General features: G+C 68.0%; 20 protein-coding genes and 1 pseudogene. 9 read left to right on the top strand and 12 right to left on the bottom strand.

From position 1 onward, the window contains the following. Window positions 1-466 precede the first annotated feature (466 nt). Together FHR82_RS11450 and FHR82_RS11445 are read left to right on the top strand one after the other, a co-directional pair. A complete protein-coding gene (locus FHR82_RS11450; RefSeq protein WP_225943774.1) occupies window positions 467-1090 on the top strand; it encodes an AMIN-like domain-containing (lipo)protein in 624 nt (207 codons plus the stop codon). 348 nt (window positions 1091-1438) lie between these two features. Further along, complete coding sequence (locus tag FHR82_RS11445; RefSeq protein WP_311771016.1) at window positions 1439-2536, top strand: IS630 family transposase; 1098 nt, start codon at window positions 1439-1441, stop codon at window positions 2534-2536. A gap of 7 nt (window positions 2537-2543) precedes the next feature. Here the strand turns inward: FHR82_RS11445 and FHR82_RS11440 are convergent, their stop codons facing one another. Continuing rightward, complete coding sequence (locus FHR82_RS11440) at window positions 2544-3428, bottom strand: alpha/beta fold hydrolase (protein WP_184810236.1); 885 nt, start codon at window positions 3426-3428, stop codon at window positions 2544-2546. A 76-nt stretch (window positions 3429-3504) separates the two neighbouring features. Between FHR82_RS11440 and FHR82_RS11435 the strand changes: the two genes are divergently transcribed. Beyond that, the gene (locus FHR82_RS11435) at window positions 3505-4131 is read left to right on the top strand and encodes a winged helix-turn-helix transcriptional regulator (RefSeq protein WP_184810235.1); all 627 of its coding nucleotides are present in this window, start codon (window positions 3505-3507) and stop codon (window positions 4129-4131) included. A 446-nt stretch (window positions 4132-4577) separates the two neighbouring features. Here FHR82_RS11435 and FHR82_RS11430 read toward each other — a convergent pair whose 3' ends face one another. The 4 genes from FHR82_RS11430 to FHR82_RS11410 all read right to left on the bottom strand — a co-directional run bounded on the left by FHR82_RS11430 (window position 4578) and on the right by FHR82_RS11410 (window position 7106). Continuing rightward, window positions 4578-4874: a hypothetical protein gene (locus tag FHR82_RS11430; protein WP_184810234.1), complete on the bottom strand. Its 297-nt coding sequence runs from the start codon at window positions 4872-4874 to the stop codon at window positions 4578-4580. A gap of 70 nt (window positions 4875-4944) precedes the next feature. Then, window positions 4945-5328 (bottom strand): VOC family protein, encoded by a 384-nt coding sequence (locus tag FHR82_RS11425; RefSeq protein ID WP_184810233.1) that lies wholly within the window; start codon window positions 5326-5328, stop codon window positions 4945-4947. Between the two features lie 610 nt (window positions 5329-5938). Further along, complete coding sequence (locus tag FHR82_RS11420; protein ID WP_184810232.1) at window positions 5939-6469, bottom strand: hypothetical protein; 531 nt, start codon at window positions 6467-6469, stop codon at window positions 5939-5941. A gap of 256 nt (window positions 6470-6725) precedes the next feature. Beyond that, window positions 6726-7106: a hypothetical protein gene (locus FHR82_RS11410; RefSeq protein WP_184810230.1), complete on the bottom strand. Its 381-nt coding sequence runs from the start codon at window positions 7104-7106 to the stop codon at window positions 6726-6728. 599 nt (window positions 7107-7705) lie between these two features. Between FHR82_RS11410 and FHR82_RS47355 the strand changes: the two genes are divergently transcribed. Continuing rightward, window positions 7706-8431, top strand: a complete 726-nt coding sequence (locus FHR82_RS47355) for an SdrD B-like domain-containing protein (RefSeq protein WP_184810229.1) — start codon at window positions 7706-7708, stop codon at window positions 8429-8431. A 95-nt stretch (window positions 8432-8526) separates the two neighbouring features. Next, window positions 8527-8619: pseudogene (locus FHR82_RS45915) on the top strand (helix-turn-helix domain-containing protein); the annotation flags it as partial. Between the two features lie 288 nt (window positions 8620-8907). Here FHR82_RS45915 and FHR82_RS11395 read toward each other — a convergent pair. The 6 genes from FHR82_RS11395 to FHR82_RS11370 form a co-directional block, all read right to left on the bottom strand. Further along, entirely contained in the window at window positions 8908-9813 is a 906-nt protein-coding gene (locus tag FHR82_RS11395; RefSeq protein WP_184810228.1) for a hypothetical protein, read from the bottom strand. Between the two features lie 11 nt (window positions 9814-9824). Next, window positions 9825-10742, bottom strand: coding sequence for a hypothetical protein (locus FHR82_RS11390; protein WP_184810227.1), 918 nt, complete (start codon window positions 10740-10742; stop codon window positions 9825-9827). Window positions 10743-11307: 565 nt separating this feature from the next. Then, the gene (locus FHR82_RS11385; RefSeq protein ID WP_311771015.1) at window positions 11308-12069 is read right to left on the bottom strand and encodes a maleylpyruvate isomerase family mycothiol-dependent enzyme; all 762 of its coding nucleotides are present in this window, start codon (window positions 12067-12069) and stop codon (window positions 11308-11310) included. Window positions 12070-12211: 142 nt separating this feature from the next. Continuing rightward, a complete protein-coding gene (locus FHR82_RS11380; RefSeq protein WP_184810225.1) occupies window positions 12212-12880 on the bottom strand; it encodes an NADPH-dependent F420 reductase in 669 nt (222 codons plus the stop codon). Continuing rightward, window positions 12877-13953: an LLM class flavin-dependent oxidoreductase gene (locus tag FHR82_RS11375; protein ID WP_184810224.1), complete on the bottom strand. Its 1077-nt coding sequence runs from the start codon at window positions 13951-13953 to the stop codon at window positions 12877-12879. Before FHR82_RS11375 ends, FHR82_RS11380 begins: the two co-directional genes overlap by 4 nt. Window positions 13954-14058: 105 nt before the next feature. Next, entirely contained in the window at window positions 14059-14544 is a 486-nt protein-coding gene (locus tag FHR82_RS11370; protein WP_184810223.1) for a MarR family winged helix-turn-helix transcriptional regulator, read from the bottom strand. 174 nt (window positions 14545-14718) lie between these two features. On the opposite strand from FHR82_RS11370, the gene FHR82_RS11365 reads away from it, so the two are divergent. Together FHR82_RS11365 and FHR82_RS11360 are read left to right on the top strand one after the other, a co-directional pair. After that, complete coding sequence (locus FHR82_RS11365; protein WP_184810222.1) at window positions 14719-16236, top strand: cytochrome b; 1518 nt, start codon at window positions 14719-14721, stop codon at window positions 16234-16236. Window positions 16237-16313: 77 nt separating this feature from the next. Beyond that, window positions 16314-17414, top strand: a complete 1101-nt coding sequence (locus FHR82_RS11360; protein WP_184810221.1) for an NADAR family protein — start codon at window positions 16314-16316, stop codon at window positions 17412-17414. 218 nt (window positions 17415-17632) lie between these two features. Here FHR82_RS11360 and FHR82_RS11355 read toward each other — a convergent pair whose 3' ends face one another. Further along, window positions 17633-19012 carry an MFS transporter gene (locus FHR82_RS11355; RefSeq protein WP_184810220.1) on the bottom strand — a complete coding sequence of 460 codons (1380 nt, stop codon included), beginning with the start codon at window positions 19010-19012 and terminating at the stop codon, window positions 17633-17635. A 530-nt stretch (window positions 19013-19542) separates the two neighbouring features. Between FHR82_RS11355 and FHR82_RS11350 the strand changes: the two genes are divergently transcribed. Both FHR82_RS11350 and FHR82_RS11345 read left to right on the top strand, forming a co-directional pair. Then, window positions 19543-20007, top strand: a complete 465-nt coding sequence (locus FHR82_RS11350) for a CAP domain-containing protein (protein ID WP_221463614.1) — start codon at window positions 19543-19545, stop codon at window positions 20005-20007. A 300-nt stretch (window positions 20008-20307) separates the two neighbouring features. Further along, on the top strand, window positions 20308-23553 hold the full coding sequence (locus FHR82_RS11345) for a S8 family peptidase (protein ID WP_184810219.1): 3246 nt from the start codon (window positions 20308-20310) through the stop codon (window positions 23551-23553). Window positions 23554-23638 lie beyond the last annotated feature (85 nt).

The following is a 23638-nucleotide window of genomic DNA, read 5'->3' as shown; positions in this document are numbered from 1 at the left end:
GAGGCATGTACGCCATGAGGCCGCGGACTTCGTGAACGCACGGCAGCCGACCCGGCACGAGCGGGTGTCCTCGGTCAGCAAACCGTATATTGGCCTTTGTCGTCGAGAAATTCGAACGCGGCTCGCTCGGCAAGCCGAAGTTGTCTCCCAGGCAGTCGACACATGCACGCAGGTCCGGCCACAACGGAACGTGTTTCGCCTGCTCGCGAGGTCCACCTCGGTGACCTGGGGGCGTCGGCGAGCGCGACCAGGGCACCACCTGAGGAAGTTGATCTAGCAACACTGAGGAAGATCAATAGCGCCAACAAATCAAGGCCTTGCAGCGCATACTGCCGTCTTCTTCCCCTGCTGAGCTATCTCCCTGCGGTCATTATGTCTCCGAGTAGCGATACGATCACCCGCCGTATCGACCAGGTGTTTATTTGCCGGATCTCGGACCACCGGCGAATTCGCGACGTCACGAGCCATGAACCTCCGCCTGACACAACCTCTGGAGGTGCGACACGTCTATATCGGTAAGCCGTATTTCACGGTAATTCAAAAGGAGTCGATGACGATGATGTTGCGAAGAGCCGGGCTGTTGCTGGCGGTCATGGCAGCCGCTGTGGGAGTTGTGCTGCCGACGAGCGTGGCGACGGCGGATCCGTACTGCGGGATCACCTGGGGATCAGGACTCAAGACGGCCTCATCGACGGCGTGGGGCCCGATGGTCGGGCTGCGCGCGGGACGGCACGATTGCTACGACCGACTGGTGTTCGACGTCGACAACTCGGCCAATGGCTACTGGGTGTCCTACGTGGACACAGTGACTTATGACGGGAGTGGTACGCCGGTTCCGTTGCGCGGCGGGGCGCGGCTCTCAGTCGCGGTGCATGCGCCGGCCTACGACGACTCTGGTGCAGAGACCTACACCTTCGCCAACAAGTCGGAACTGGTGAACGTCAACGGCTACCAGACCTTCCGGCAGGTCGCCTGGGCCGGCTCGTTCGAGGGGGCGACGACCGTGGGCCTCGGTGTTCGTGCACGCCTTCCCTTCCGCGTGCACACGCTGCCTGGCCGGATCGTCATCGACGTCGCGCACCACTGGTGACATGGCCAAGGACGTTGCGGAGCTCCTCGGGGACTCCGTCAACGCGCGCCGGGATGCGAAAGCACCTGCCCGCGCAGCGACTGGACCGGCGGTGAGGAGGACGCCGGGACACGCGAGCTGGTGCGCCGCTTCCGACCAGCGGTGGGGGTGGGCGTCGTGACGGTAGCAGCGAGGTGACCGTGTGAGAGCGTCCAAGATCGGCGGCGACCAAGCTCACCGGACCGGAATGCCTCGACTCAGCTGAACCCACGGCGCGGCTAGTGGCTCGTCTCAGTAGGTTGACCCGGTAATTGATCTTGGTGGTGGTGAGTCAGGCTGTCTCCTGCAGATCGAGTGCGGGAGGTGGTTGTGGCTCGTCGACCCGAGGTGTTCGTCCGGGCACTGTCGATGGAGGAAGGCCGCAAGCTGCAGCGTGTGACCAGAACCAGCAAGGATCCGGTCCGGTTGCGGCGGGCGATCGTCGTCATGATGTCCGGCCAAGGTCAGACGGTTCGGGACATCACCTCGTTGCTGCAGGTCAGCGCCGAGTATGTGCGGGATGTGATCCATGCGTTCAACGAGCGGGGGTTCGACGCGTTGGACCCAAAATGGAGCGGGGGACGGCCGAAGGTGATCGGTGAGCAGATCCGGGAACGGATCTGCCTGATCGCCAGGACGTCCCCCGCCGACTGGGGCATCACCGCGTTCTCCACGTGGTCGCTGGCCAAGCTGCGTGAGCATCTGATCGGCCGGGGCACGGTCGCGGCGATCAGCCGGGAGACACTGCGGCGGATCCTGCACGCTGGTGGTGTTTCGTGGCAGACCACCACGACCTGGAAGGCCTCCACGGATCCGGACTTCATCGCGAAGATGCACCGTGTCCTCGATCTCTACGACCACCCACCCGCTGACGGGCGTGTGGTTTGTGTGGACGAGTTCGGGCCGTTGAACCTCCAGCCCCGCAAAGGGAAAGCCTGGCGCCCGGTCACCAAGCCGGCGCGCCAGCGGGCGACCTACAACCGCCACGGCGGAGTGATGCACATGCTCGCCGCGCTGGACCTGGCGACCGGGAAGATCTTCTACCGAATCCGGGACCGCAAACGCCACCGCGAGTTCCTTGACCTGCTCAAGACACTCCGCACCCGCTGGCCCGACGAGAAGCTCTATGTAGTGGTCGACAACTTCTCCCCGCACCGCCACCCCAAGGTCCGCACCTGGTGCGCCGCCCATGACGTCGAGTTGGTGTTCCTGCCCACCTACGGATCCTGGCTGAACTGGATCGAGGCCGAGTTCGCCGCCCTGCGCTACTTCGCGCTCAACGGCACCGATCACCGCAGTCACGAGGAACAGAACGCCGCGATCGAGGGCTACATCCGCTGGCGCAACGCCCGCGCCCAACCCAAGACCGCGTTCGCCACCGACTCACCCATCCGAACCTGGACCCATTACCCGACCAAGGTTGCCTGACGCACCACTAGTTGCGCGCTGCCCAATCGCGGATGGCGGCGATGAACTCCTCGGGCGCGTCGGACTCCGTGTAGAGGCCGGCGCCCTCGAGGATGACGGTCTCGTGGTCGGTGAAGGTCGCTTCCAGACGTTCGCGCTCCTGAGGACGGAAGGCGATGTCGGCGTCACCCCACACGATCAGTGTCGGCAGGTGGGCAATGTCGGCAAGGCCGGCCTCGACCTCGGCGAAGAAGGCCCGGCTGGCGAGGACCCGGCTGGGGAACATGGCGGAAGCCTGACGCCGCTCGGGGGTGTCCAGCGCCCGGCGGTAGTGGGTCATCTCGGCTGCGGTCAACTTCCGCCTTCGGTGGCCTGCGGGCATGAACCAGTTGACGAGGACGTTGAGCCGCCGGACCAGGAAGCGGAACGGGGGGCCGCCGATGATGCGACCGAACCACTCGAAGTGGAATACCCCGTTGACCGGCCAGGCAAAGGTGTTGGCGAGCACCAGCCGATCGAAGACGCCCGGCCGCCGCTGCACGGCGGCCAGGCCGATCATGCCGCCCCAGTCCTGCCCGACCAGAGTGGCCCCCTTGAGGCCGAGCGCGTCGACAAACCCGGTGACCACGTCTGCGTGCTCCTCGGGCAGGTAACGGTAGCCGGGCTTCGGCGTCGACAGCCCGAAGCCCGGGTAGTCGAGGGCGATGCACCGGAAGTCGTCGCGCAGCGCGCGGATCACGTCGCGCCAGAGGAACGACCAGGTCGGGTTGCCGTGCAGGAGCAGCAGGGTGGGACCTGACCCCTCGTCGACGTAGTGCACGGTGTGCCCGTCGATCTCGACGAAGCGGCTCTCGAACGGGAACAGGTCGTCGTCGACCCAGGCGGGCCGCGCGCTCTCGGTGGTATCGGCCATGGCAGCCCTTCTTGGCTCGGTCTGCGGTAAACTTGAGGCTGTCACGCGCACTTGAGACCGTCAAGTAGAGGGTATTATGCGTAGCTACGGCCAGTACTGCGGGCTCGCCCGGTCCCTTGAGGTCGTCGGCGACCGGTGGAACCTGCTCATCGTCCGCCAGCTCCTCATCGCCCCCGCCCGCTACCGTGACCTGATCGACGGCCTCCCCGGCATCGCGACCAACCTGCTCGCCGACCGGCTCCGCGACCTCGAGGCCTCGGGCGTGGTCGAGCGGCGACTGGCCGGCTCGGGCAGCGTGGTCGAGTACGCCCTCACGCAGTGGGGTGCCGAGCTGCGCCAGCCGATCGAGAGCCTGATCCGTTGGTCCACCCCGTTGATGGTCCGCGGCCCCGACGGCGACTCCTTCCGCCCGGAGTGGCTCGCCCTCGCCGTCCCTGCCCTGCTCGGCACCCGGGTCAAGGTCCGCCGCGCGGCGACGGTCGGCCTCGAGATCGGCGGCCAGCTCTTCGAGCTTCGCGCGACGCGCTCCGGCTTCGAGGTCGGCCCGCATGACGGCCGCGACCTCGACGCCACGGTCCGCGCCGACCCCGCCTACGTCCTCGGCCTCGCCGCCGGCGCCCTCACCCTCAGCGACGCCCGCGCTCTCGGACTGGTCGAGATCGACGGCGACGAGTCCGTCGTCCACACCGTCTTCGCCACCTGACGGGGCCGCTCCGTCAGACCCGCGTCAACAGCATCCCGGCGGCTTCCGCAACCGCGACCACCACCGACTACGCATGCTCCTCATCGGTGTCGGACTCACCCACCCCACCCCACCTCAGCCAGGAAGAGACCGAAACCCGACTCCTCAACCTCACCACGAAGATCAACTTGACTAGTGCAGAGAAACTTCGAACTGCGGAGTGTGGCCCTCGGAACCTGTGGTCGCGACCACGGAACCCCTTGCCAGCACGAAAATGCGTGTGTCAGATGCCCACTCCTTCGGGCTGATTCCGCCCACATGCCGCGACTGGAGGAGATCCACGCCAACCTCGTCGACCGGCTGGCGATCATCCCGAACACATCGAGCACAGCAGTATGAGTCCCGGCAGCGGCCCTGTGGCTTCCAACATCTCGGCAAAGTCGGCAAGGCCGCGGCCGGCGTCCGCCCTATCGCGGCAGTTGGCTTCCCGCAAGGCTGATCAGCGCCGCCACCACGGCACATCTCGCTTCGTTGCTCATGGCCGCATTCTCCGCGACCAGAACGCGAGGCAAATCCGCTGCCCGATGCTGCACGTCAACCCCAAGATGCCCGCCCGGCTCGACGAACTCGAAGCCGACCTCGTCGACCGCCGCACCCGCGCCGAGGGCTGGGCCGGCGAGATCGAAGGCATCGACATGACCCTGACCTTCCTGCGAGCCAAACGCGGCTACACCCAGCGTCGGCTCCGGCGACCAGCAGTCCACCTTGGCATCCCGGTCACAAGCCAAGCCTCACACCGGCACTCGGAGCCGACATGACAACTCAACCACCCACTCAGGCAACACAAAACTCGTTTCCTTCGGGGTCATACATGACGACGTGATCGAGGACACCGCCGTTCGACTCCTCGCTCACTGCTGTCGCTCCGGCAGCAACCAGTTCGGTCACCTTCGCGCGGATCAGCTGTTCACGCTCCATCATGTCCCATGGAGGCTCTCCCGCGACCCGGATGTCGACGTGCATGCGGTTCTTGGCGGTCTTCGGCTCAGACACCCTGAGAAATCCGATCGCCGGTCCCTTGCCGTCCGGATCGATGATCGACGCACCCTCAGGGAAGTCATAGCCAGGCTCATCCACATACCCGAGCGCCAACGCCCAGAACGCGGCAAGCCGCCTGGGGTCGGCGGCGTCACAGCCAAGTGTCCAATGAGTAGCCATGCCCGGGAGGCTACCCGAGCGCGATCACCCAACCGGGTCACTGAAGCACGGCATTACTGCTGCTCTATCAGGTCGTTCCTGAGCAGGCCCGCAGCCAGGGTCCCGCTCTCTGCTACCCCGTGCGCCACACCAACCCTGGTGCAGACAAGCACCAGCGAATACAAGATCAACCCACTGAAGAAAGCAGCGCGGGAACTGCTGGGATATCCACACCCTCGACGCGTGCCACGCGGGGTATTCGCCGAGCAGGCCATCGGCATCAGCACCGACGAGAACGGCCGCGCCCGCGACTCCGGTGTCCGGTCCCTGCGCAACGTACTTCCTGCACCGTTCGCGCTTCCCGCTCGATCAGGTCGACCTCGACGCGCCCCGGCGTCGCAAGGCAAGCGCTACCTTCGACTGGTCACTGCCGACGCGCAGAACCGTGCGAACCGTCGCCGTGTGTGGACAACGTGTGGATATTCGCGTCTGGTCCTCGCACCAGGGCGGGTGACACCAAGAAACACGGTGACGCAGAACATTCAGCGTGCGTACCAGCTCCCGACGACGGTTGTGGGGGCGGCACACCGTGCCGCCCCCACAACTCAGGCCCTACCCCAGGTTGTCTGGCTCAGATATTCCGTGTCGAGCCGAGATAAACGTCGTTGGCATATCCTTTCGCGAACGCCCGATCACCCTGATGCACGAGGGTGTCCCCGTAGCACACCGACCACGAATTCTTCGCAACCCCTGACCGCGGGCAGTCCCAGACACCCAGCGCGTCTCCGGATGGGTAGCCGGTCAGGCGTACTGAGGCGTCCGTCTCAAAGAGGCTGGATCGGTTGTTGCGCACGATTATCGCGCCCTGTACGGAGACTCCGCTGGGCGACCTGATCACGCAGACTTGGGCGCCCACGTTGGGTGCGAGAGTCTTAGTGGACGAGCACGACCACGTGCTGGGACTGGAGGTGATCGGGTTCGTGTTGCCGTAAGGCTTCCAAGTTCCGGTATCCGCGGCGGCGGGCCCGGCGACCGCCAGACTCAGCCCCAGGGCAACAGTGACCATGGTTACCAAGCCGGCGAGGACTCTTTGTGCGAAGCCCATTTGCTCTCCCACCTGTTCATGCTCGTGATACTGAAGACGCACCTGCACCGCGTCCACCGCAAGACTAGGAACCTCGATACCACTCGACTGTCAGGTGAACACCGGACAGGCCGTTCGTCAGGACGGATGAGGTCGGCGGTGGCAAAGAACCCGTTGTTCCCGCATCGAGCAGCGCGCGGTCATGGGCGGCGACGACGGGATGATGTCGACCTACGGGCGTCCAGCTCCGCTTGATGGCACGGTCGATGTCGTAGTTGTCTTCGCTGCCAAGCATCGCGTCGTAGACCCGGCTTGCCCGAGCCGGGTGCCGAACTCAACGCGGCGGATGCGCGTCGTCTCGGTTAAGCAGGTCGCGTACTTCGGAGAGGTGTGTGGGCCAGCGCTTCACGACGGTCCGCCACGCCGCCCACAATGACACTCCTTGTGCCAGTACGAGAACCGGTCCCTCCCGCCATGGACTTGCCACCACCGTGCCGACCCGGTCCGGAGTGCCCGGCTTCGGTGGTCCACCGGGCAGGAAGTCGACGATCATCGCGCCGGATGTGCTCATCAGGTCGTCGACCAGGCCTCGCATGGCGACGTGGTAACCCCGCAACTGATGCCGCGCCGCACTGTCGGTCGGCATCGCGCAGGCTGGGTACGCGGCGTTGTAGGCGGCGACCGAGGGATATCGGCGGAGTTCGGGAGCGGTCACGTCTGGACCCTATCGAGGTCGGTGGGTGGCGCATTGGCCGAGGGCAGAGCGGGGCGCGCCAGCCCTTGCAGTTCTTGTCCGGCCGCGACTGGGGTTGAACCCAATCCATCTCCTCTGGGCGTTAACCAGACAAAGAAGATCACACCTCGGACCTGACCCGTCGTGCCCCCTCCGCCGTCTCCACTAACGGTTCGACCTGCTGGTGTGGATCCTGGCGGTCTTGCGGGGACACGATCCTTGCTGGGTACGCGGAAGCCGCGATCCGCGGATCGGCACGAGGACACCCTCCCTGGTGACCAACGGTCACCTCAGACGAGGTTCCGGGCAACGGGAAAGCTCAGCGGCGAGGGTGGTGCGTTGTCGACGCAAGGTCGTGTTCGTCTCCTCAAGGCTTGGTTGACAAAGGTGAGCTGACCAACGCCGACGGGGTGGTCGTCGCCGACGCCGTCCGGCTGATCCGCCGGTAACGGGTAGGTCACGGCGGCTCTCGGGTGGCAACGGGTGCTCGCGGTCCGGCGTGTTAGGGGCGCTGAGGCTGGGGTCGGGGACGAACCTGAGGAGGTCCACGTATGAGGTCGATGCGCGCGGTGGGAGCTGTTGTGGCGGTAGCCGGAGTGCTGACCGGGGCGGCGGGGGTCGCGCGGGCGGAGCCCGAGTCGCCGGATGTCGCGGTCGTGGCGACCAGGTTCGACAAGCTCGCGTACCAGGCGGGCGAGGAGGCCGCGGTCAGCTTCACGCTCGCCAACTACGGGCAGGTCGACGCGGAGCATGTGGTGATCAACAGTGGCGGCAACGGTGACTCCTGGGAGCTGGGGATCACCGACTGGGGTGGTGTCGAGTACGAGGGGGAGGGCGTCAACATCCTGGCCGGTGAGCGGGTGACCGTCGTGTTGCGGGGTGTGGTGTCGGACGGGTCGTATGACGTCGGCCGGGTCACGATCGCGTACGGGTTCGGGGCGGCGAACGGTGACTACGACGAGTCGAACAACATCGGGTCCGCTCGTGCCTCGGTTCCCGGCGCCACCGGGATCATGATGGGTGACGCCATGTACGACCAGGATGGCGACGGGCAGCTGGACCCGGGCGAGGGGGTGCCCGACGTGAAGGTCACGATCGTCGGCTTGTTCGACATCGAGCACATCGCGACCGTGCACACCGACGCGGACGGCCACTTCGGGTTCACCGACCTGCCGGTCGGCGAGTACGAGTTCCGGGTGACCCCGCCTGCCGGGTGGTGGCTGGTCCACGGAGGAAACGTCTCGCACGTCGAGGTGCGCAGGACCGAGTATCCGGGGCTGAGGCTCGAGGTCGAACCCGTCACGTGATCACGTTGTGGCGGACGCGGATGAGCGCGATCACGGTGTCGGCGGTGCGGTCGAGGTGGCTGCGGCCGTGCTTCGCCGTCCGATCCGTCTAAAGGCTGCTGGTCGCGGTCTTCTGGCGCACGAACCTGACCGTGCGCCAGATCGGGCCCTTGCTCGGCGTCGCACACGCCGCGGCGCACCGGGTGATCGGCAAATGACCGGCCCGTCATGGCCGACGGCGGCTACCAAGGTAACCCCGAGGTGATCATGCCCTACCGCAAAACCCGCGGACGGCAGCGAACGTCCGGAGTGGAAAGGAGAACTGATGGACTGAACTGACAACGTTGGGACCCAGCCAGAAGATCAGTAACGTGACAGCGCTTAGTGGAGGTACTCGCGAGCCGGACACCACCCGCCACGAATGGCGGTCGACCAGACACAAACACCCGGCCATGCCAGGCGTTTGTTCAGCCGCCTGGTCGGCACACCCGCCAGGACTAGAGTTCCTCCACCGCCTTGCTGAGGTAGTCCTCGACAGAGGAAGCCCACCTCATGATGGTGGCCTGGTTTAGGGTGTGGAAGGTGAGCAACTTGCTGTTGGCGTCCCAGGCCACCAGGAACGCCTTCGCGTCGGGGGTCTTGGGGTCGTAGTTGTGCGTGACGAACTTGTTGCCCTGGTTGCGCATGTTCTCCCGGTTGTCCCACCAGAAGGCCATCGCCGCCTTCGTGTACTCCTCGACCGAGGAGAAGGGGAACTCGTCCCCGTGTTTCGCGTAGTGGTGCTCCGCGTTCGCCTTGCCGCTGCCTGCCTTCCCCTGGGACCAGGCACCGGCGTACGTCCACCCCTCGGCCCCGGTGTCGAACTTCCCGCGTTTCACCTCCGGCTCCTGCTCGGCCTGTTCCTGTTCCTCGCCGAACTGGTCCGGGTTGTCGTCGCTGAGCTGGGCGTTGTACGCCTTGGCGATCTCAGCGCGCCACGGGTGGCCGCTGATCGCCGCCTTCAGGTCGCCGAAGTCGACGTTGCTGTCGAGGGTCGGCTTGGCAACCGGCTCTGCTCCCGACTGTTCCCGGCGTCGGTTGACCTCCGCGGCCCACAGTTCTCCGATGCGCTTTCGCGCGGCCGTGAGGCCCCTCTTGAACTCGGCCCTGTGTCGCTCCTTGGTCTTCTTGTCGAACGCCGGCGGCACCTGCATGGCCGCGGCGTTCCGCTTCATGCCCCGCTGCTCGTCCGGGCCCGTCGGTGGCACCGTGGCGGTCGGGGCCGAGTCGGACATGATGGCCGAAGCCTCGGCGAGCGCCGTGCTGACGAGCAGGTCCGCGACGTTCGCCAGTGGGCGCTGCTCGTCCTCCTCCTCGTCGCCGCCACTGCCACCTACCGGTTCGGTGCTGGCATCCATGCTCATGACATGTCTCCTCAGACGACGGGACGGGGGTGGGTGCGCTCGAACTCGGCCGCGAACGTCGCGCGGGCACGGGCGATCTCGTCATCGGGCAGGTCGGCGGCCCCCGGCACCTTCTCCAGGGCACTCGCGAAGGCCTGCTCCATCACCTGGTCGTAGGACAGCTCGCTCGTCGGCGGCTGGGCGGCGGGTTCCTGCTCGCCGGACGAGGCACCTGCCGACCACTCGGTCAGCAGGTCGTTCAGCCAGGCCACCTTGTGGTCATCGGGGTTGTCGTCCCAGCCCGCACCCCACCTGCTGTCCAGGTGCCGGCGCATCGGGTCGTGCCAGTCCACGCCCCAGATCCCGGTCACGGCGTCCGCCTGTTCCGGCCGCACCCAGGCGAACGGCGGCGCGGCTGCCTCCTCGGCTGCTTCCTCGGGCGCAGCCAGCTCCTGGACCAAGGCGTCCAGCCACGTGGCCCGGTGCTCGGCGGGGTTCTGCTCCCATCCCGTTCCCCACCGCTCGTCCAGCCATGGGGCCAGCTGGTCGGGCCACTGGTCACCCCAGTAGCCGTGCAGGAGGGCGACCTGGGCCGCGGTCACCCATTCCCACTCTCCCGCGATCTCGCCGCCCTGTGCCTCCTCGACGGGATTCCTGAGCGTCCAGTAGAAATCCGGCATCCACTGCTCGAGCGCGATGATCCGCTCGACCAGATCAATTCCCCCGCTCGACACCGCCACAGCGAATTCGTCCACCATCCGCTCGTCGAACGACGCGTCGAGCACTGCCGCACGAACCCGGTTCACCAGGTCCTCGATATCCCCGTTCGCCTCCTCGCGCGCCCTGCGCATGATCTGCCACCACGAGAGAACTTCGTCGTCGCCCCGGAATTCGAACCCGCGGACGACATCTGCCGTCACCGCGTCGACCGCCTCGGTTGACGAGCCCATATGTCCTCCTCGCCCACGTGGACACCAGCATTCAGATATACCTCAGAAATGCCCAACCCGAGGGGCACGATGAGCTGCACGAAAGGGCAATCGGAGAATGATCAGGGCTGGATGTTTTCCAGTTCCGCCAGCAGGCTCGGGTGTTTCGGCGCCCAGTCGGGTGCTTACCGGGTGTGGGTGCTGGAGGCGGCTGGTCGGCCGCGAAGACGACGCCGAGGGGCCGTAGCTGTCCACAGGCACGGACTCCACCGGCAGGCCCGTCGTCGGCCGATGACCGCGGCGATGTCGCGCCCCCGCTCGTCCTCGGCGGCCACGGAGTGCCAGGAGGTGCCGTGCCGGGCCGCGTCGCCACCGAGCCGACCCGCGACGGCGGGCGCGCTGGACGGCATTCAACGGCGTCGAGTGGAGCAGGCCGACGTAGGATTTCCTGCCGGTTCTCACATCAAGTCACAAAGGACAGCTCACGGAGCTCTGTCGAAGCGGCGCGTACGGATGAGGCTCAGATTCCTGACCTCACCCACTACTTCGGTCGGGTGATGTCGGTCCTGTCGCGGGCCCGATCCTGTCAAAAGCCGGGGAACACGCGGCGCAGGCCGTCGAGCGTGACGTTGCCTTCGACGGTGACGCCGTTGTCGTACGGTGCCTTGAGACGGCCGCTGATCAGCCGGACGAATGCTTCCTGCGGCCCGTGGAACGTCGCGGACGGTGCCTCGAGGTGGTCCACCACGGTGGCCGCGTCGTCGATCACCAGACCGGCGCCGGGGACAGCGATGGACACCGGGGCGGCGAGTTCGGCCGGCTTCGCGAGCCGGCTCAGCATGAAGCCCAGGGGTCCGGTCAGGTGGTCGACGAGCACGGCGGCCGAGCCGGCGTCCACCCCGGCGTGCGGATCGAGGGCCACGCGCACGTCCCACGAGTGGTTGGCCACCTCGTTGAGCCGCATGCCCAGAGCGGTCAGCAGCGGGACCGGCGCAGGCAGAAAGCCGAGATCAACAGAGAGCGTCGAGTGCTGCTCGGGCGTGAGCGCCTCGACCAGTTCGAGCCAGCGGAGGTTGCTCTCCAGGAAGCCCTCGGCCTGCGCGCGCGGCTCGGACGCGTCCCAACGGGCCCAGATCGTCTCGTTGTCCTCGGCCGCCACGGTCTCCCCGGTGGCCCGGACGATGGGCGCACGGCCGATCTCCGCGCCGCTGCCCAGGTGGGACAGGACCTGGGCGACCGTCCACTCCGCAGCACCGCCGGTGGCGGCCAGCCGGTCGTCGGTGAGGGTACGGACGAGACTTGCGAGCGTGTCATGCTCAGCGCGCAGGGCAGTGATCGTGCGATCCACGAGTTGACTCATGCCATCCCCAACCCCCGGACCCACGCACGTGTTCCATCGACCACCGCCACACCAGCTCGCCCTGGCGAGATGTCGCGTGCGTATGGTGCCTCTCGTTGGACGTGAATCACGGCAGGGGTCGGCGGCGTGCTCAGCGTGTGGCGGTGCTCGCGCGGCCGCGGTCGGTGTGGGGGAAGCGGTCGAGCATGGCTTGGAGCTCGGTGCGGTCGACGTTCGCGCCGAAGGCCTCGCTGCCCGGTTCCAGGCGGACGCCGTCGGCGAGCGGACCGGCGACCAACGGGTCGAAGCCGAGCGCGTCCACCACGTGGGCGACCTGGTCGAGGTCGGATGGGGCGTCGCCGGCGACGGCGATGGCCTTGCGTCCGTGGGTACCGGCGGGGCGGGCTTCGTCCTCCAGGTCGTGGTATCCCATGTGGTTGAACGCTTTCACCACTCGCGCGGCCGGCAGGTATGCCTGTACGAGCTCGCTGGTGGAGGTGGTCGGGTCGGTCAGGTCCGGCCGGATGCCGTCGATCTCCCACCAGTAGTTCATGGCGTCGATGACGAGCTTGCCGTTCAGCGCCTCGGCGGGGATCGTGCGGTACTTGCCCAGCGGGAGGGCCAGGACGACGAGGTCCGCGCCTCGTGCTGCCTGGGCCGCGGTGGTGGCGACCGCGCCTGGGGCGAGGACCTCGACGGTGAGGGCGATCGCGGCCGGGTCGCCCGATCCCGCGATCGCCACGTCGTAGCCCGCCGCCACCGCCAGCCGGGCCAGGACGGTGCCGACCTTGCCCGCGCCGAGGATCCCGATGCGCGTCATTCGCCTGCCTCTGCCTTTGTCTCCGTCTCGGTGAGCAGTTCGCGGACTCGGGGGACGACTTTCGTGCCGTACAGCTCGACCGCCCGGAGCCGGGCCGAGGCGGGAACGCTGCCGTTGCCGTAGATCATGTCGAAGCGGCCCGCGCCGAGGGTGCGGATGGCGTCGGCGATCCGGACCGCGACGGTCTCCGGCGAACCGATGTACATCGAACCGCGGGCGATCTCGGCGTCGTACTCGGCGCGGCGGATCGGGGGCCAGCCGCGCAGCGCGCCGATCCGGTCGCGCATCACCTTGTACCGCGGCCACACCACCTCGGCGGCTTCCTCGTCGGTGTCGGCGACGAACCCCGGGGAGTGCATCCCCACCGGATGCGCGGTGGTGCCGAACTCGGCGGCGGCGCGGCGGTAGAGGTCGGCGTAGGGCCGGAAGCGCTTCGGTGACCCGCCGATGATGGCGAGCATGAGCGGCAGACCGTACCGGGCGGTCCGGACCACCGACTGGGGTGAGCCACCGACTCCGACCCACGTGTCGAGATGCCCGGAGTCGGTCTTGGGGAAGACGTCCGCGTCATGCAGAGCGGCCCGGGTCGAGCCCGACCAGGTGACCGGCTTCTCGGTCAGCAGCTCCGCGAACAGGTTGATCTTCTCCTCGAACAGCACGTCGTAGTCGGCGAGGTCGTAGCCGAAGAGCGGGAACGACTCGGTGAACGAGCCCCGGCCGAGGATCACCTGCGCGCGGCCGCCCGAGAGCGCGTCGACGGTGGCGAAGCGCTGGAAGACGCGCACCGGGTCGTCGGAGGACAGCACGGTGACACCGGAGGCCAGCTTGATCCGTTCGGTACGGGTGGCGATACCCGCGAGGACCGTCTCGGGGCTGGAAATGGCGAACTCGGGCCGGTGGTGCTCGCCGAGCGCGATGACGTCGACGCCGAGCCGGTCGGCCAGCACCGCCTCCTCGACGACCTGGCGGATCGCGTCGGCGTGGGTGAGCAGGTTGCCCGCGTCGTCTTCGGGGATGTCACCGAAGTTGTCCAGCCCGAACTCCACGTCCGTGCCGATGTCGTTGGTGGTCATGAGTGCGCTGCCCTTCCCGTCCGGGTCTCGTGCCCATGTCAACAACATGACTGCGCATGTAATTTCCCGGACCGTGGAGACGCCGGTCATACGGGCGGACGACGGTCAGGCGGAGTTCCGCCGCGGCTGCCGCGGCTGCGGGGTGACCGGCGGGCTCGCGTCGACGAGCGCGCCTGCGAGCGCACGCAGCATCCGCAACTGGTCCGGGTTCAGCGCCCTGGTCATCACCCGCGTGACGTGCCGGGCATGCGCCCGGCCCAGGCGCCGCTGCGTCTCACGCCCGTCGGCGGTGAGCGCGATGCGGGTGGCCCGGCCGTCGTCGGGGTCGAGGCGCCGCTCGACGAGCCCGCGCTTCTCGAGCCGTGCGACGAGCCGGGACACGCCCGCCTGGGTCAGCAGGGCGTCGTCGATCAGGTCGGTGACCCGCAGGCCGTCCGGCTCGCCGGCGAGGGCGTAGAGCACCCCGTACTCGCGCGGCGGGAAGTCTCCCCACTCGCCCGCGAGTTCGAACTCACGCGCGAGCGTGGCCTGGGCCCGGAACATCGCCTCCCACGCCTCGTTCGCCAACCGCGTCCGCGACTCGGTGGTCATCCACCCGCCCCCTTCGTTCCCGCACAACATGACCGCGCATGTATTCCAGCACGATCGCGGATGGCGTGCCTGGGGACGCCCGCTTCGTGTGCCAACGTCTCCCAGGTTGGAGGCTGTGACCGGAGTCCCACCGTCGAACTGTCACAGCGCGGCGCTCCGCGGAGTCTCCATGGCATGCGGACGTATCGGACGCCGACGAGGTCTCCCCAACGCCTGCTGGATCGGCTGAGCCAGCAGACCGCCAGGGCCGGTGACCTGCGCCGACGGTTCAACCAGGTCTTGCCGACGCACTGGTCGCAGCTGATCGCCGGGATCACGACGGCCAGCCTCGTCGTCATGCTCCTGACGCGAGGGCTTCTGGCGCTGTACTTCGACCCGTCGATGGGCAGCGTCACCTACGACGGCCCGTTCGACAACCTGCGCGGCGTCGACATGACGCGCGCCTACGCCAGCGTCCTGCACATTGCCTTCGAGGTGCGCGGCGGGCTGCTGATCCTGCAGATCCACGCCTGGGCGGCGTCGCTGTTCGTCGGCTCGCTGCTGGTGCACCTCGCCGTGATGTTCTTCACCGGCGGGTTCCGGCGGCCACACCGTCCTGTGTGGACGGTCACCGTGTTGTTGCTGATCGCCGGGGTCTTCACCGCCTTCTCCGGTGTGCTGCTGGGCGCTGACATGCTCTCCGACACCAGCCTGCGGATGATCTCCGGGTACATCCTGTCGGCCCCGGTGGTGGGCACCGGGCTGCACTGGATCGTGTTCGGCGGCGAGTTCCCCGGCACCGAGGTCATCCCGCGCATCCACGTGGTGCACTGGGTGTTGCTCGCGAGCCTGGTCGGGCTGCTGGTGCTGCGTACGGCCCTACAGCGCCGCGTCGGGCCGGCCCAGTTCCGGGGACACCGGCGGACCGAACGCAACATCGTCGGCGTCCGGCTGGTGCCCGGTTTCGCGGCCCGGCTGGCGACCGTGGTCATGGCGACGGTCGGCGTGCTCGCCCTCATGGGCGGGCTGTTCCAGATCAACCCGGCGTGGAACTACGGGCCGGGCAACCCGGCGCAGGTGTCCGCGGGGTCGACGTCACCGTGGTACTTCGGCTGGGTCGACGGCGCGGTGCGGCTGTTCCCGGCGTGGGAGATCCAGCTGGGCGGCTACCTGATACCGCCGCAGTTCTGGCCCGCGATGGTGTTCCTGCCGTTGAGCTTCCTCGCCCTCCTGCTGTATCCCAGGCTCGAGCAACGGTTCGGCCACGACCGCGCCCTGCACAATCTGCTGCAGCGGCCACGCGACGTGCCATGGCGAACCGCGCTCGGCGTCGCGGTGCTGGCCGGTTACGGCTGCCTGCAACTCGCCGCCGCCATCGATGTGCTGGCATTCCGCTTCGATCTCTCGGCCGACACCTTGCTCTGGACCGCCCGCATCGCGCTGCTGGTGCTGCCACCACTGGCCTACCTGGCGACTAACCGACTCTGCCGAGGCCTGCAACGGCACGATCACGAGACTCTCCGGCGTGGCCTCCCGACCGGGATCATCAAACGGTTGCCTCACGGTGGGTTCGTCGAGGTGCACCAGCCTCTCGGTCCGGCTGCACTGGACTACCGCGGCACCCCGGTACCGAAGAAGGCGAACAAGATCGGCGCCGCGGGCCGTCCGGTGGCGGGCTCCTTCTTCAGCCCGGATCCACCACCATCGGCCTGACGGCGCCGACCATCGCGCTCAGTGTGGGTGCCAGGGACACCGGTGCGCGCAGAGCCGGCAACCGTAGAGTTTCCACCATGGGACGCCTCAACAGGACATTCCGGGAAGTGGACGGGGAACGGGTCGAGGGCACGTGGCGGCACGCGTTCATCCGCAACGGGGACACCTACTTCCTGACCGATCTGAAGATCTACGCGGACGGTGTGATCGACTGCTGGGAACACGTCACGCTCGACGAGTTCGCCGTCAAGGTGCGCGAGGGCTGGGTCGCCACGACGCTGCCGGACGGTGCGCGTGCCTCGGCGCACCACGTCGCGGCGTGGACCTTCGGCAATCCGATGACGTGGGTCGACGAGGACGGGCTGATCGGTGAGGTGGCCGACGAGATCGACCAGCTGGCCGGACGGCCCGATTCGACCGACCGGTGCCTCGCTGCCGCCGACGTGTACCGGCACGACCCGACCGAGGCGAACCGGGCCGCGCTCGAGGAGGCCTACCTGGCGATCCCCGAGCACCTGCGCAACTACGCGCTCGGCGACATGGACTACAAGGACGGCCCGCTGCGCGACCTGTTCGGTGCCGACGACGAGGCTCGGCAGCGTGCTCTCGACTACTTCGCGGACCAGGACCAGGAGCGGGAAACCGCCGAGGCGTCCCTCCCCGCCGACGGCCCGGAAGGTTCGGGCCGGTCGACGATCACGATCCGCGGCACGGTGTACCCGTCGGGCTGGCCGGCCGATCCCGGTCTCGAGGTGCTGCAGAACAGCTACCCGGCGCCGATCACGTGCCATGGCGGCACGTACCCGTCGGTGACCCACGCGTACTGGGCGCTCAGCACGTCCGACGAGCGGGCGCGGGCACGGATCGCGGAGACCGCGAACCCGTTCCAGGCCAGGGAGATCGCCGAGGCGGCGCCACGCCGCGACGGTTGGGCCGACGCGCGGGTCGCGGTCATGGGTGCGCTGATGCGGGAGAAGTACCGTGCGCACTCACATCTCGCCGACGTGCTGCTGTCCACAGGGGACGCACAACTCGTGTCGAACGAGTACCTCTGGTCGCGGTTCTGGAGCAGGCCCGGCGGCCGCCACTGGCTCGCACGGCTGCTGGAGGCGGTGCGGTCCGAACTCGCCGCGGCGCGAGCCGGTATTGCCGTATCTGCTTCACACGACCAGATGTGAACGGACATTCACCGACCGAACAGCGGCATGCCGGTCTTCACCCAGTTCCCGCACGGCGGTGTCGACGCCCCTCGGGGTCACCAAGCCGCACCAGGAAATGGAACTGGAACCCCCCACCACAACGGTCGTGGGGTTCGGCGCGGGCCAACAACCCGGTCAGCCCGCGGACGTTGCGGATCCCGATCGTCCAGAACTCTTTCCAGTGCCTTCGGTGGACCTTATGGCGTTCTTCCTCTTGGGGCCGACAGAGTGACCGCTGCGCAGCCGAACGCGATTACCAGGCCCGCGGATGCCAGGAAGGCGGCTCGGTAGCCGTTTGGGTCGCCGGTTTCGTTTGCCACGGTGGCGACGATCGTGGCGTAGACCGCGACGCCTACTGCTCCGCCGAGTAGGTGGTTGGCGGTTTCGTAGATGCCGGAGGCGATGCCTTTGTCGTCGGGGTGGACGTCCGCGACGGCTTGGTGGGTGGTGATGATGAAGACGAGGGTGAGTGACACACCGAGGATGACCAGTGGTGCCATCAGGTCGGTCAGGTAGTTCGCGGGTACCGGGGTGCGGGCGAGCCAGAGCAGGGCGGCGGCGGTGAGCAGGAAGCAGGCGCTGAGGATGGTGCGGGGGGAGCGGCGCACGATGGGTGCTGCGATGAGGGCGATGACGAACGCGACGGCGTCGATGGGGAGGACGGCGAACGCGGCCTGGATCGGGGTGTAGCCGAGCCCGTCCTGGAGGTACAGGGTGCCTGCGTAGACGGTGGACGTGAACGCGACACCGTTGGCGCCGATTCCGAAGGAGCCGGCGCGCAGGCTGCGGACGCGCAGGATGTCGAACCTCAGCAGCGGGACCGGGGTGCGGCGTTCCCACGCGACGAATCCGGTGAGCAGGGCCGCGCCGATGGCCAGTGACAGCAGCGGGCGGGCGGCGACGAGGCCGTTGTGTTCGATGCTGGTCAGCCCGTAGAGCAGGGCGATCAGGCCGGTGCTGACCAGGACGGCGCCGAGGACGTCGGGCTTGGTGTCGCGCAGCGCGGGGGTTTCGGGCAGGACGTGCGGGGCACCGGCAGCGGCGATGAGTGAAGGCACTGCCATCAGGAGGAACAGCCAGCGCCAGCCGAGCCAGCCGATGACCATGCCGCCGATGACGAGACCGCTCATGACGCCGACGGTGACCATCGCGGCGAGCAGGGACAGTGCGCGGGTGCGGGCGGGGCCGGGTGGGTAGAGGCTGCCGATGAGTGCGAGTGCGGCGGGTACGGCGGCGGCCGCGCCGAGACCTTGCAGTACGCGTCCAGTGATGAGCAGGCCCAGGACTGGTGCGAGGCCGGCGAGCAGTGAGCCGGCGGCGAACAGGAGCATGCCGCCGGTGAGCAGTCGTCGGCGGCCGTACAGGTCACCGAGCCGGCCGCCGAGGAGCATGAAGCTGCCGAAGACGACGCCGTAGCCGGTGAGTGTCCATTGCACGTCGATGAGTTCCGCGTCGAACGTCCGCTGCAGGTGGGGCAGCGCGATCGCGACGGAGAGACCGTCCGCGCCGATGAGGAAATGTGCCGCGCACACCACGGCGAGGCCCAGCCGGGCCCGTGTTCGGTCAACCACGGTCATGGCAGCCACGTACCCACACTCCCGGCCGGCTAATCGATCTCGTCACACCCACCCGCGCCGCGCGGCTCGGTTCCCGGCCGTGCGTCCACCAGGTCTCGAAGAAGGAGTGGAGCACGTGCGCCAGCGGTTGCCCGCGCACGGCGAGAGAGACCGCGGTACGGGAAAACGGGACCATCCCGATGGTGTCGGGGGTGCCGGTCGGTCGAGTGTCAGCACCAAGCCTCGGTCGTCGCCAGCGCACGGCCGTGTCAGGAGTGTCGTCGGCGCAGCGGAAGCCGATGTTGGAGGCTGTGTCACATCGGCTGGCACTCGCCTCGGCCGGCCACTGTGCGTTATGGCGCGGACGTCGTGGAGCTCACGACCGAGGGAGTGCGGTCGCGGTCCCGGAAGAAGGTCGACGCCCGTGCGGGGTGGTGGCGACCGGCGGTTATGCGCATGTCGCCCAATGGTCTGACAAACAGGGGCATGGTGAGAAGTCCTGCTTGTCCCGGGTACGCCTTAGCCGGTCGAGATGACAAGGAGACGAGCAGATGAAGAACGCACTCACCACCGTCGCCATGTCGGCGGCACTGGGTCTCTGCGGTGTGACGGGCGCGGCACAGGCCGAGCCGAGCTATGAACAACAGGTCATCGCGTTGACGAACGAACATCGCACGGCGAAGGGATGCGCCGGTCTCGCGGAGAACGGTGCACTGCGGACGGCGGCACGCGGCCACAGCCGTGACATGGCTGCGCATGACCACATGTCCCACCAGGGCACGAACGGCTCCGATCCCGGGGACCGGATCACACAGTCCGGTTATCCGGCGAAGAAGTGGGCGGAGAACGTGGCCTACGGCCAGCCGAGCCCGAAGGCGGTCGTCGACGCGTGGATGCGGAGTTCCGGCCACCGGGCCAACATCCTTGACTGCGGTCTGTCCGAGATCGGCGTCGGCCACGTGGTGAACGCAGAGGGCGTGCCGTACTGGACCCAGGACTTCGGCACCCGCCGTTGACGACGACGCACGATCCACTCCCAGTTCGATGAGTGAGCGCGGGCCGAGGTCGACCCCAACGAGGTGCCTTCGGAACTCCACGGAGCACCGCGGTTGTACGGGCCATAGTCGACACGGAAGCTCATCCCGCCACCTCACCGCCGGTCCTGTCGGTGCCCACGAGGCAGCCGCGTCCGGCCACGCCCCGGGCATCCGGTCGCGCCATCGACCGGGCACTGAACCCGGCCAACCAAATCGGCCCTCGCGGAGTACTAACGGCCGACAGGTGGTGTTCAGACCACCGGCGACCGTGGAGGGCAGATGTTTCGTAGGAGAGCCGGCCGGCAGCGTGCCGCCGCCGTACTGACCGGGGCGGCGGTGGCCGCGAGCACGGTGCTGGCCCTGCACCCGGAGACCGAGGCGCAGCAACGGACTCCGGGTGCAGGGACGCCGGACATCCACACGGTCACGTTGTTGACCGGCGACATCGTGACCATGGGCGGTCCGGAGCGGGTGCGGGTCCGGCCCGCGCCGGGGCGGGAGCGGGTCAGCTTCAAGACCAGGATCGAACCGGACGGCGACGTGCACGTGCTGCCGGTGGACGTGGCGGCTGATGTCCTGTCCGGCAAGCTCGACGGGCGGCTGTTCGACGTGACCGGGCTGGTCGAGGCAGGCTACGACGACACGCGGCGCGGTGACCTGCCGCTGATCGTGGGCTTCAAGGACAAGACCCGCGCCAGAGTGGCAGGCGCGAAGACCGTCGACGACCTGCCCGGTATCGACGCGGCCGCCGTGCGCGCCGACAAGAGTCCTACGTTCTGGAAGAACGCGCGCGGGTCGGTGGACCGGGTGTGGCTGGATGCTCCCGTACGCGCGTCGTTGGACGAGAGCGTCCGGCAGATCGGCGCGCCGGAGGCGTGGGCAGGCGGGTTCACGGGCGCGGGAGCGACGGTCGCGGTGCTGGACACCGGCATCGACACCACGCACCCGGACCTGTCGGACGCCGTCGTCGCCGAGCAGAACTTCGCCGAGGAGCGCAGCGAGGGCCCTGGCGACGTGCACGGTCACGGCACACACCTCGCGTCGATCATCACCGGCTCCGGGGACACGTACCGGGGCGTCGCGCCGGACGCCAAGCTGCTCAACGGCAAGGTGCTCGACGACAACGGCTACGGCTACGAGTCGTGGATCATCGCCGGTATGGAATGGGCCGCGACCAGCGGCGCCGACGTCGTCAACCTGAGCCTGGGCAACGTCCCGACCGACGGCACGGACCCGTTGTCGGCGGCGGTGAACCGGCTCACCGAGGAGACCGGGACGCTGTTCGTGGCGGCCGCGGGCAACGACGGGCTCGACGAGGCGGTGAGCAGTCCGGCGTCGGCGGACGCCGCGTTGGCCGTCGGCGCGGTCGACGGCTTCGATCGGCTGGCCGAGTTCTCCAACCGCGGCCCACGCGCCGGGGACGGTGCGATCAAGCCGGAGATCACCGCGCCCGGCGTGGGCATCGTGGCGGCACGAGCGGAGGGCAGCACCCTCGGTGAGCCGGTCGGCGAGGGCTACATGTCGCTGTCCGGAACGTCGATGGCCACCCCGCACGTCGCGGGCGCCGCCGCGATCCTGGCGGCGCAGCACCCGGACTGGGACCCGGTGCGACTCAAGGCAACGCTGATGGGCAGCGCCCGACCCAACCCGGACCTGTCGCTGTTCGAACAGGGCACCGGGCGCGTCGACGTCGCCGCCGCGGTGGGCAGCACCGTGGTGAGTGTCCCCGCCGGCCTGAGCTACGGGCTCGCCAAGTGGCCGCACCACGACGACGAGCCTGCCGTCAAGACCCTGACCTACGCGAACTCCGGCCCCGACGCCGTGACCCTGGACCTCGCGGCCGCGATGACCGGACCGGAAGGTGCCGCACCAGCGGAGATGGTCACCGTGGAACCGGCACAGGTCACGGTGCCCGCCGACGGCACCGCCAGGGTGACGGTCACGATCGACACCACTGTGGACACTCCGGACGGCCGGTACACCGGCACGATCACCGCCACCAGCGGCGGGCGGGCGGTGACGACGCCGCTGACCGTGGCCAAGGAGCCCGAGAGCTACGACCTGACCGTGCGGTTCATCGACCACCACGGGAATCCCGCGCAGCGCTACGGAACCGCGCTCGTCGACGTGGTGAACCCCCGCACCTACACGCACGGCGGTGCACCGGGTGGCGGCACCATCCGGGTGCCGAAGGGCACGTACTACCTCGACACCACGGTGTACAGCGAAACCGACGACGAGTTGCGGCCGCTGTTCGCCGACTTCCAGGAACCGAACCTGGTGATCGACCGGGACATGGAGTTCGTGTTCGACGCCCGCGAGACCGAGCAGGTCGACGTCAAGGTGGCCGACCCGGACGCCGACGAAGGCGCGGTGTACCTGAAGTACGAGCGCAAGGTGGCATGGGGCTCGGGCACCTATGCGTGGCAGCCCAGGTACTTCAACCACGGCTACTCGACGCGCCCGTCGACCACCACCGCGGGCGCGGACTTCGCGATGACGGTGCGCGCCGAGCTCGCCGAACCCGATGGCGGCGGTGGCTACCGGAACAGCCCGTACCGGTACAACATCCAGTGGACGGACACCGGGCGCGTGCCGGCCGACCTGACACGGCGCTACGCCGACCGGGATCTCGCGAAGGTCCTGTCCACCTTCGCGGCCGACACCCCCGGTGCGTTCGGGGAACGCGGGATGGTCCAAACCGAACTGCCGTTCACGCTGACCGAGTACTACACCCCGGACGTCCCGTGGTTCGACTGGTTCGCGGAATTACGGAAGGACGACACCCTGTTCGCGTTGCTCCTCAGCGAACGGGAGGGCAAGGTGTACCGGAAGGGAACGGTCACCAGGGAACGGTGGAATGCCGGTCCATACGGGCCTTCCTTCCCGTACTTCACGGAAAATCCGGGTGAGGTCGCCGAACGAACCGGTGACGTGGTCGCGGCACAGCCACCGATGGTGGGGGACCAGTCGTTGACCCGGTGGGCAAGCCCGACCGGCGAACGCGGCTCGATGCAGCTGCTCACCGACGGCGAGGTCATCGCCGAGACCTCCTATTACGGGTCCTTGATCGCCGAGCTGCCGCCGGAGACGCGTGAGTACACGATGCGCGTCAACGTCGACCGGAGCGAGTACGCCCGGTTGTCCACTTCGGTCACCGCCGAATGGACCTTCCGGTCCGGTCACGTCGAAGACAGTGCGGCACTGCCACTCCTGGCGGTGCGGTTCGCACCGAAGCTGGACGACCACAACTCCGCACCGGCAGGCGAGTCGTTGCGGATTCCGGTCGATGTGCAGCGCAACGGCGTCCAGGAACCGGGCCGGGTGAACACCGCGGCCGTCGAGGTGTCCTTCGACGACGGGACGACCTGGCAGCAGGTGCCGGTGCACAACAAGCACGGCCGGACGTGGATCACGGTCGAGCACCCCGGGAACGCGGAGTTCGTGTCCCTGCGGGCATCGATCGACGACCCGGCCGGGAACACCGCCAAACACACCATCATCCGCGCCTACGCACTGACCTGACGCGGCGAAGGGCATCTTCCCCCCATGACGGCATGGGGAGGAAGGTGCCCTTTGGCAAGGCAACCGGGGTCGTCGATCGGCTCCC

This window comes from Actinophytocola algeriensis, assembly GCF_014203735.1.
Lineage (GTDB): Bacteria > Actinomycetota > Actinomycetes > Mycobacteriales > Pseudonocardiaceae > Actinophytocola > Actinophytocola algeriensis.
Note: the sequence above shows the minus strand (reverse complement) of the source record. Positions and strands in the feature narration are given on the sequence as shown.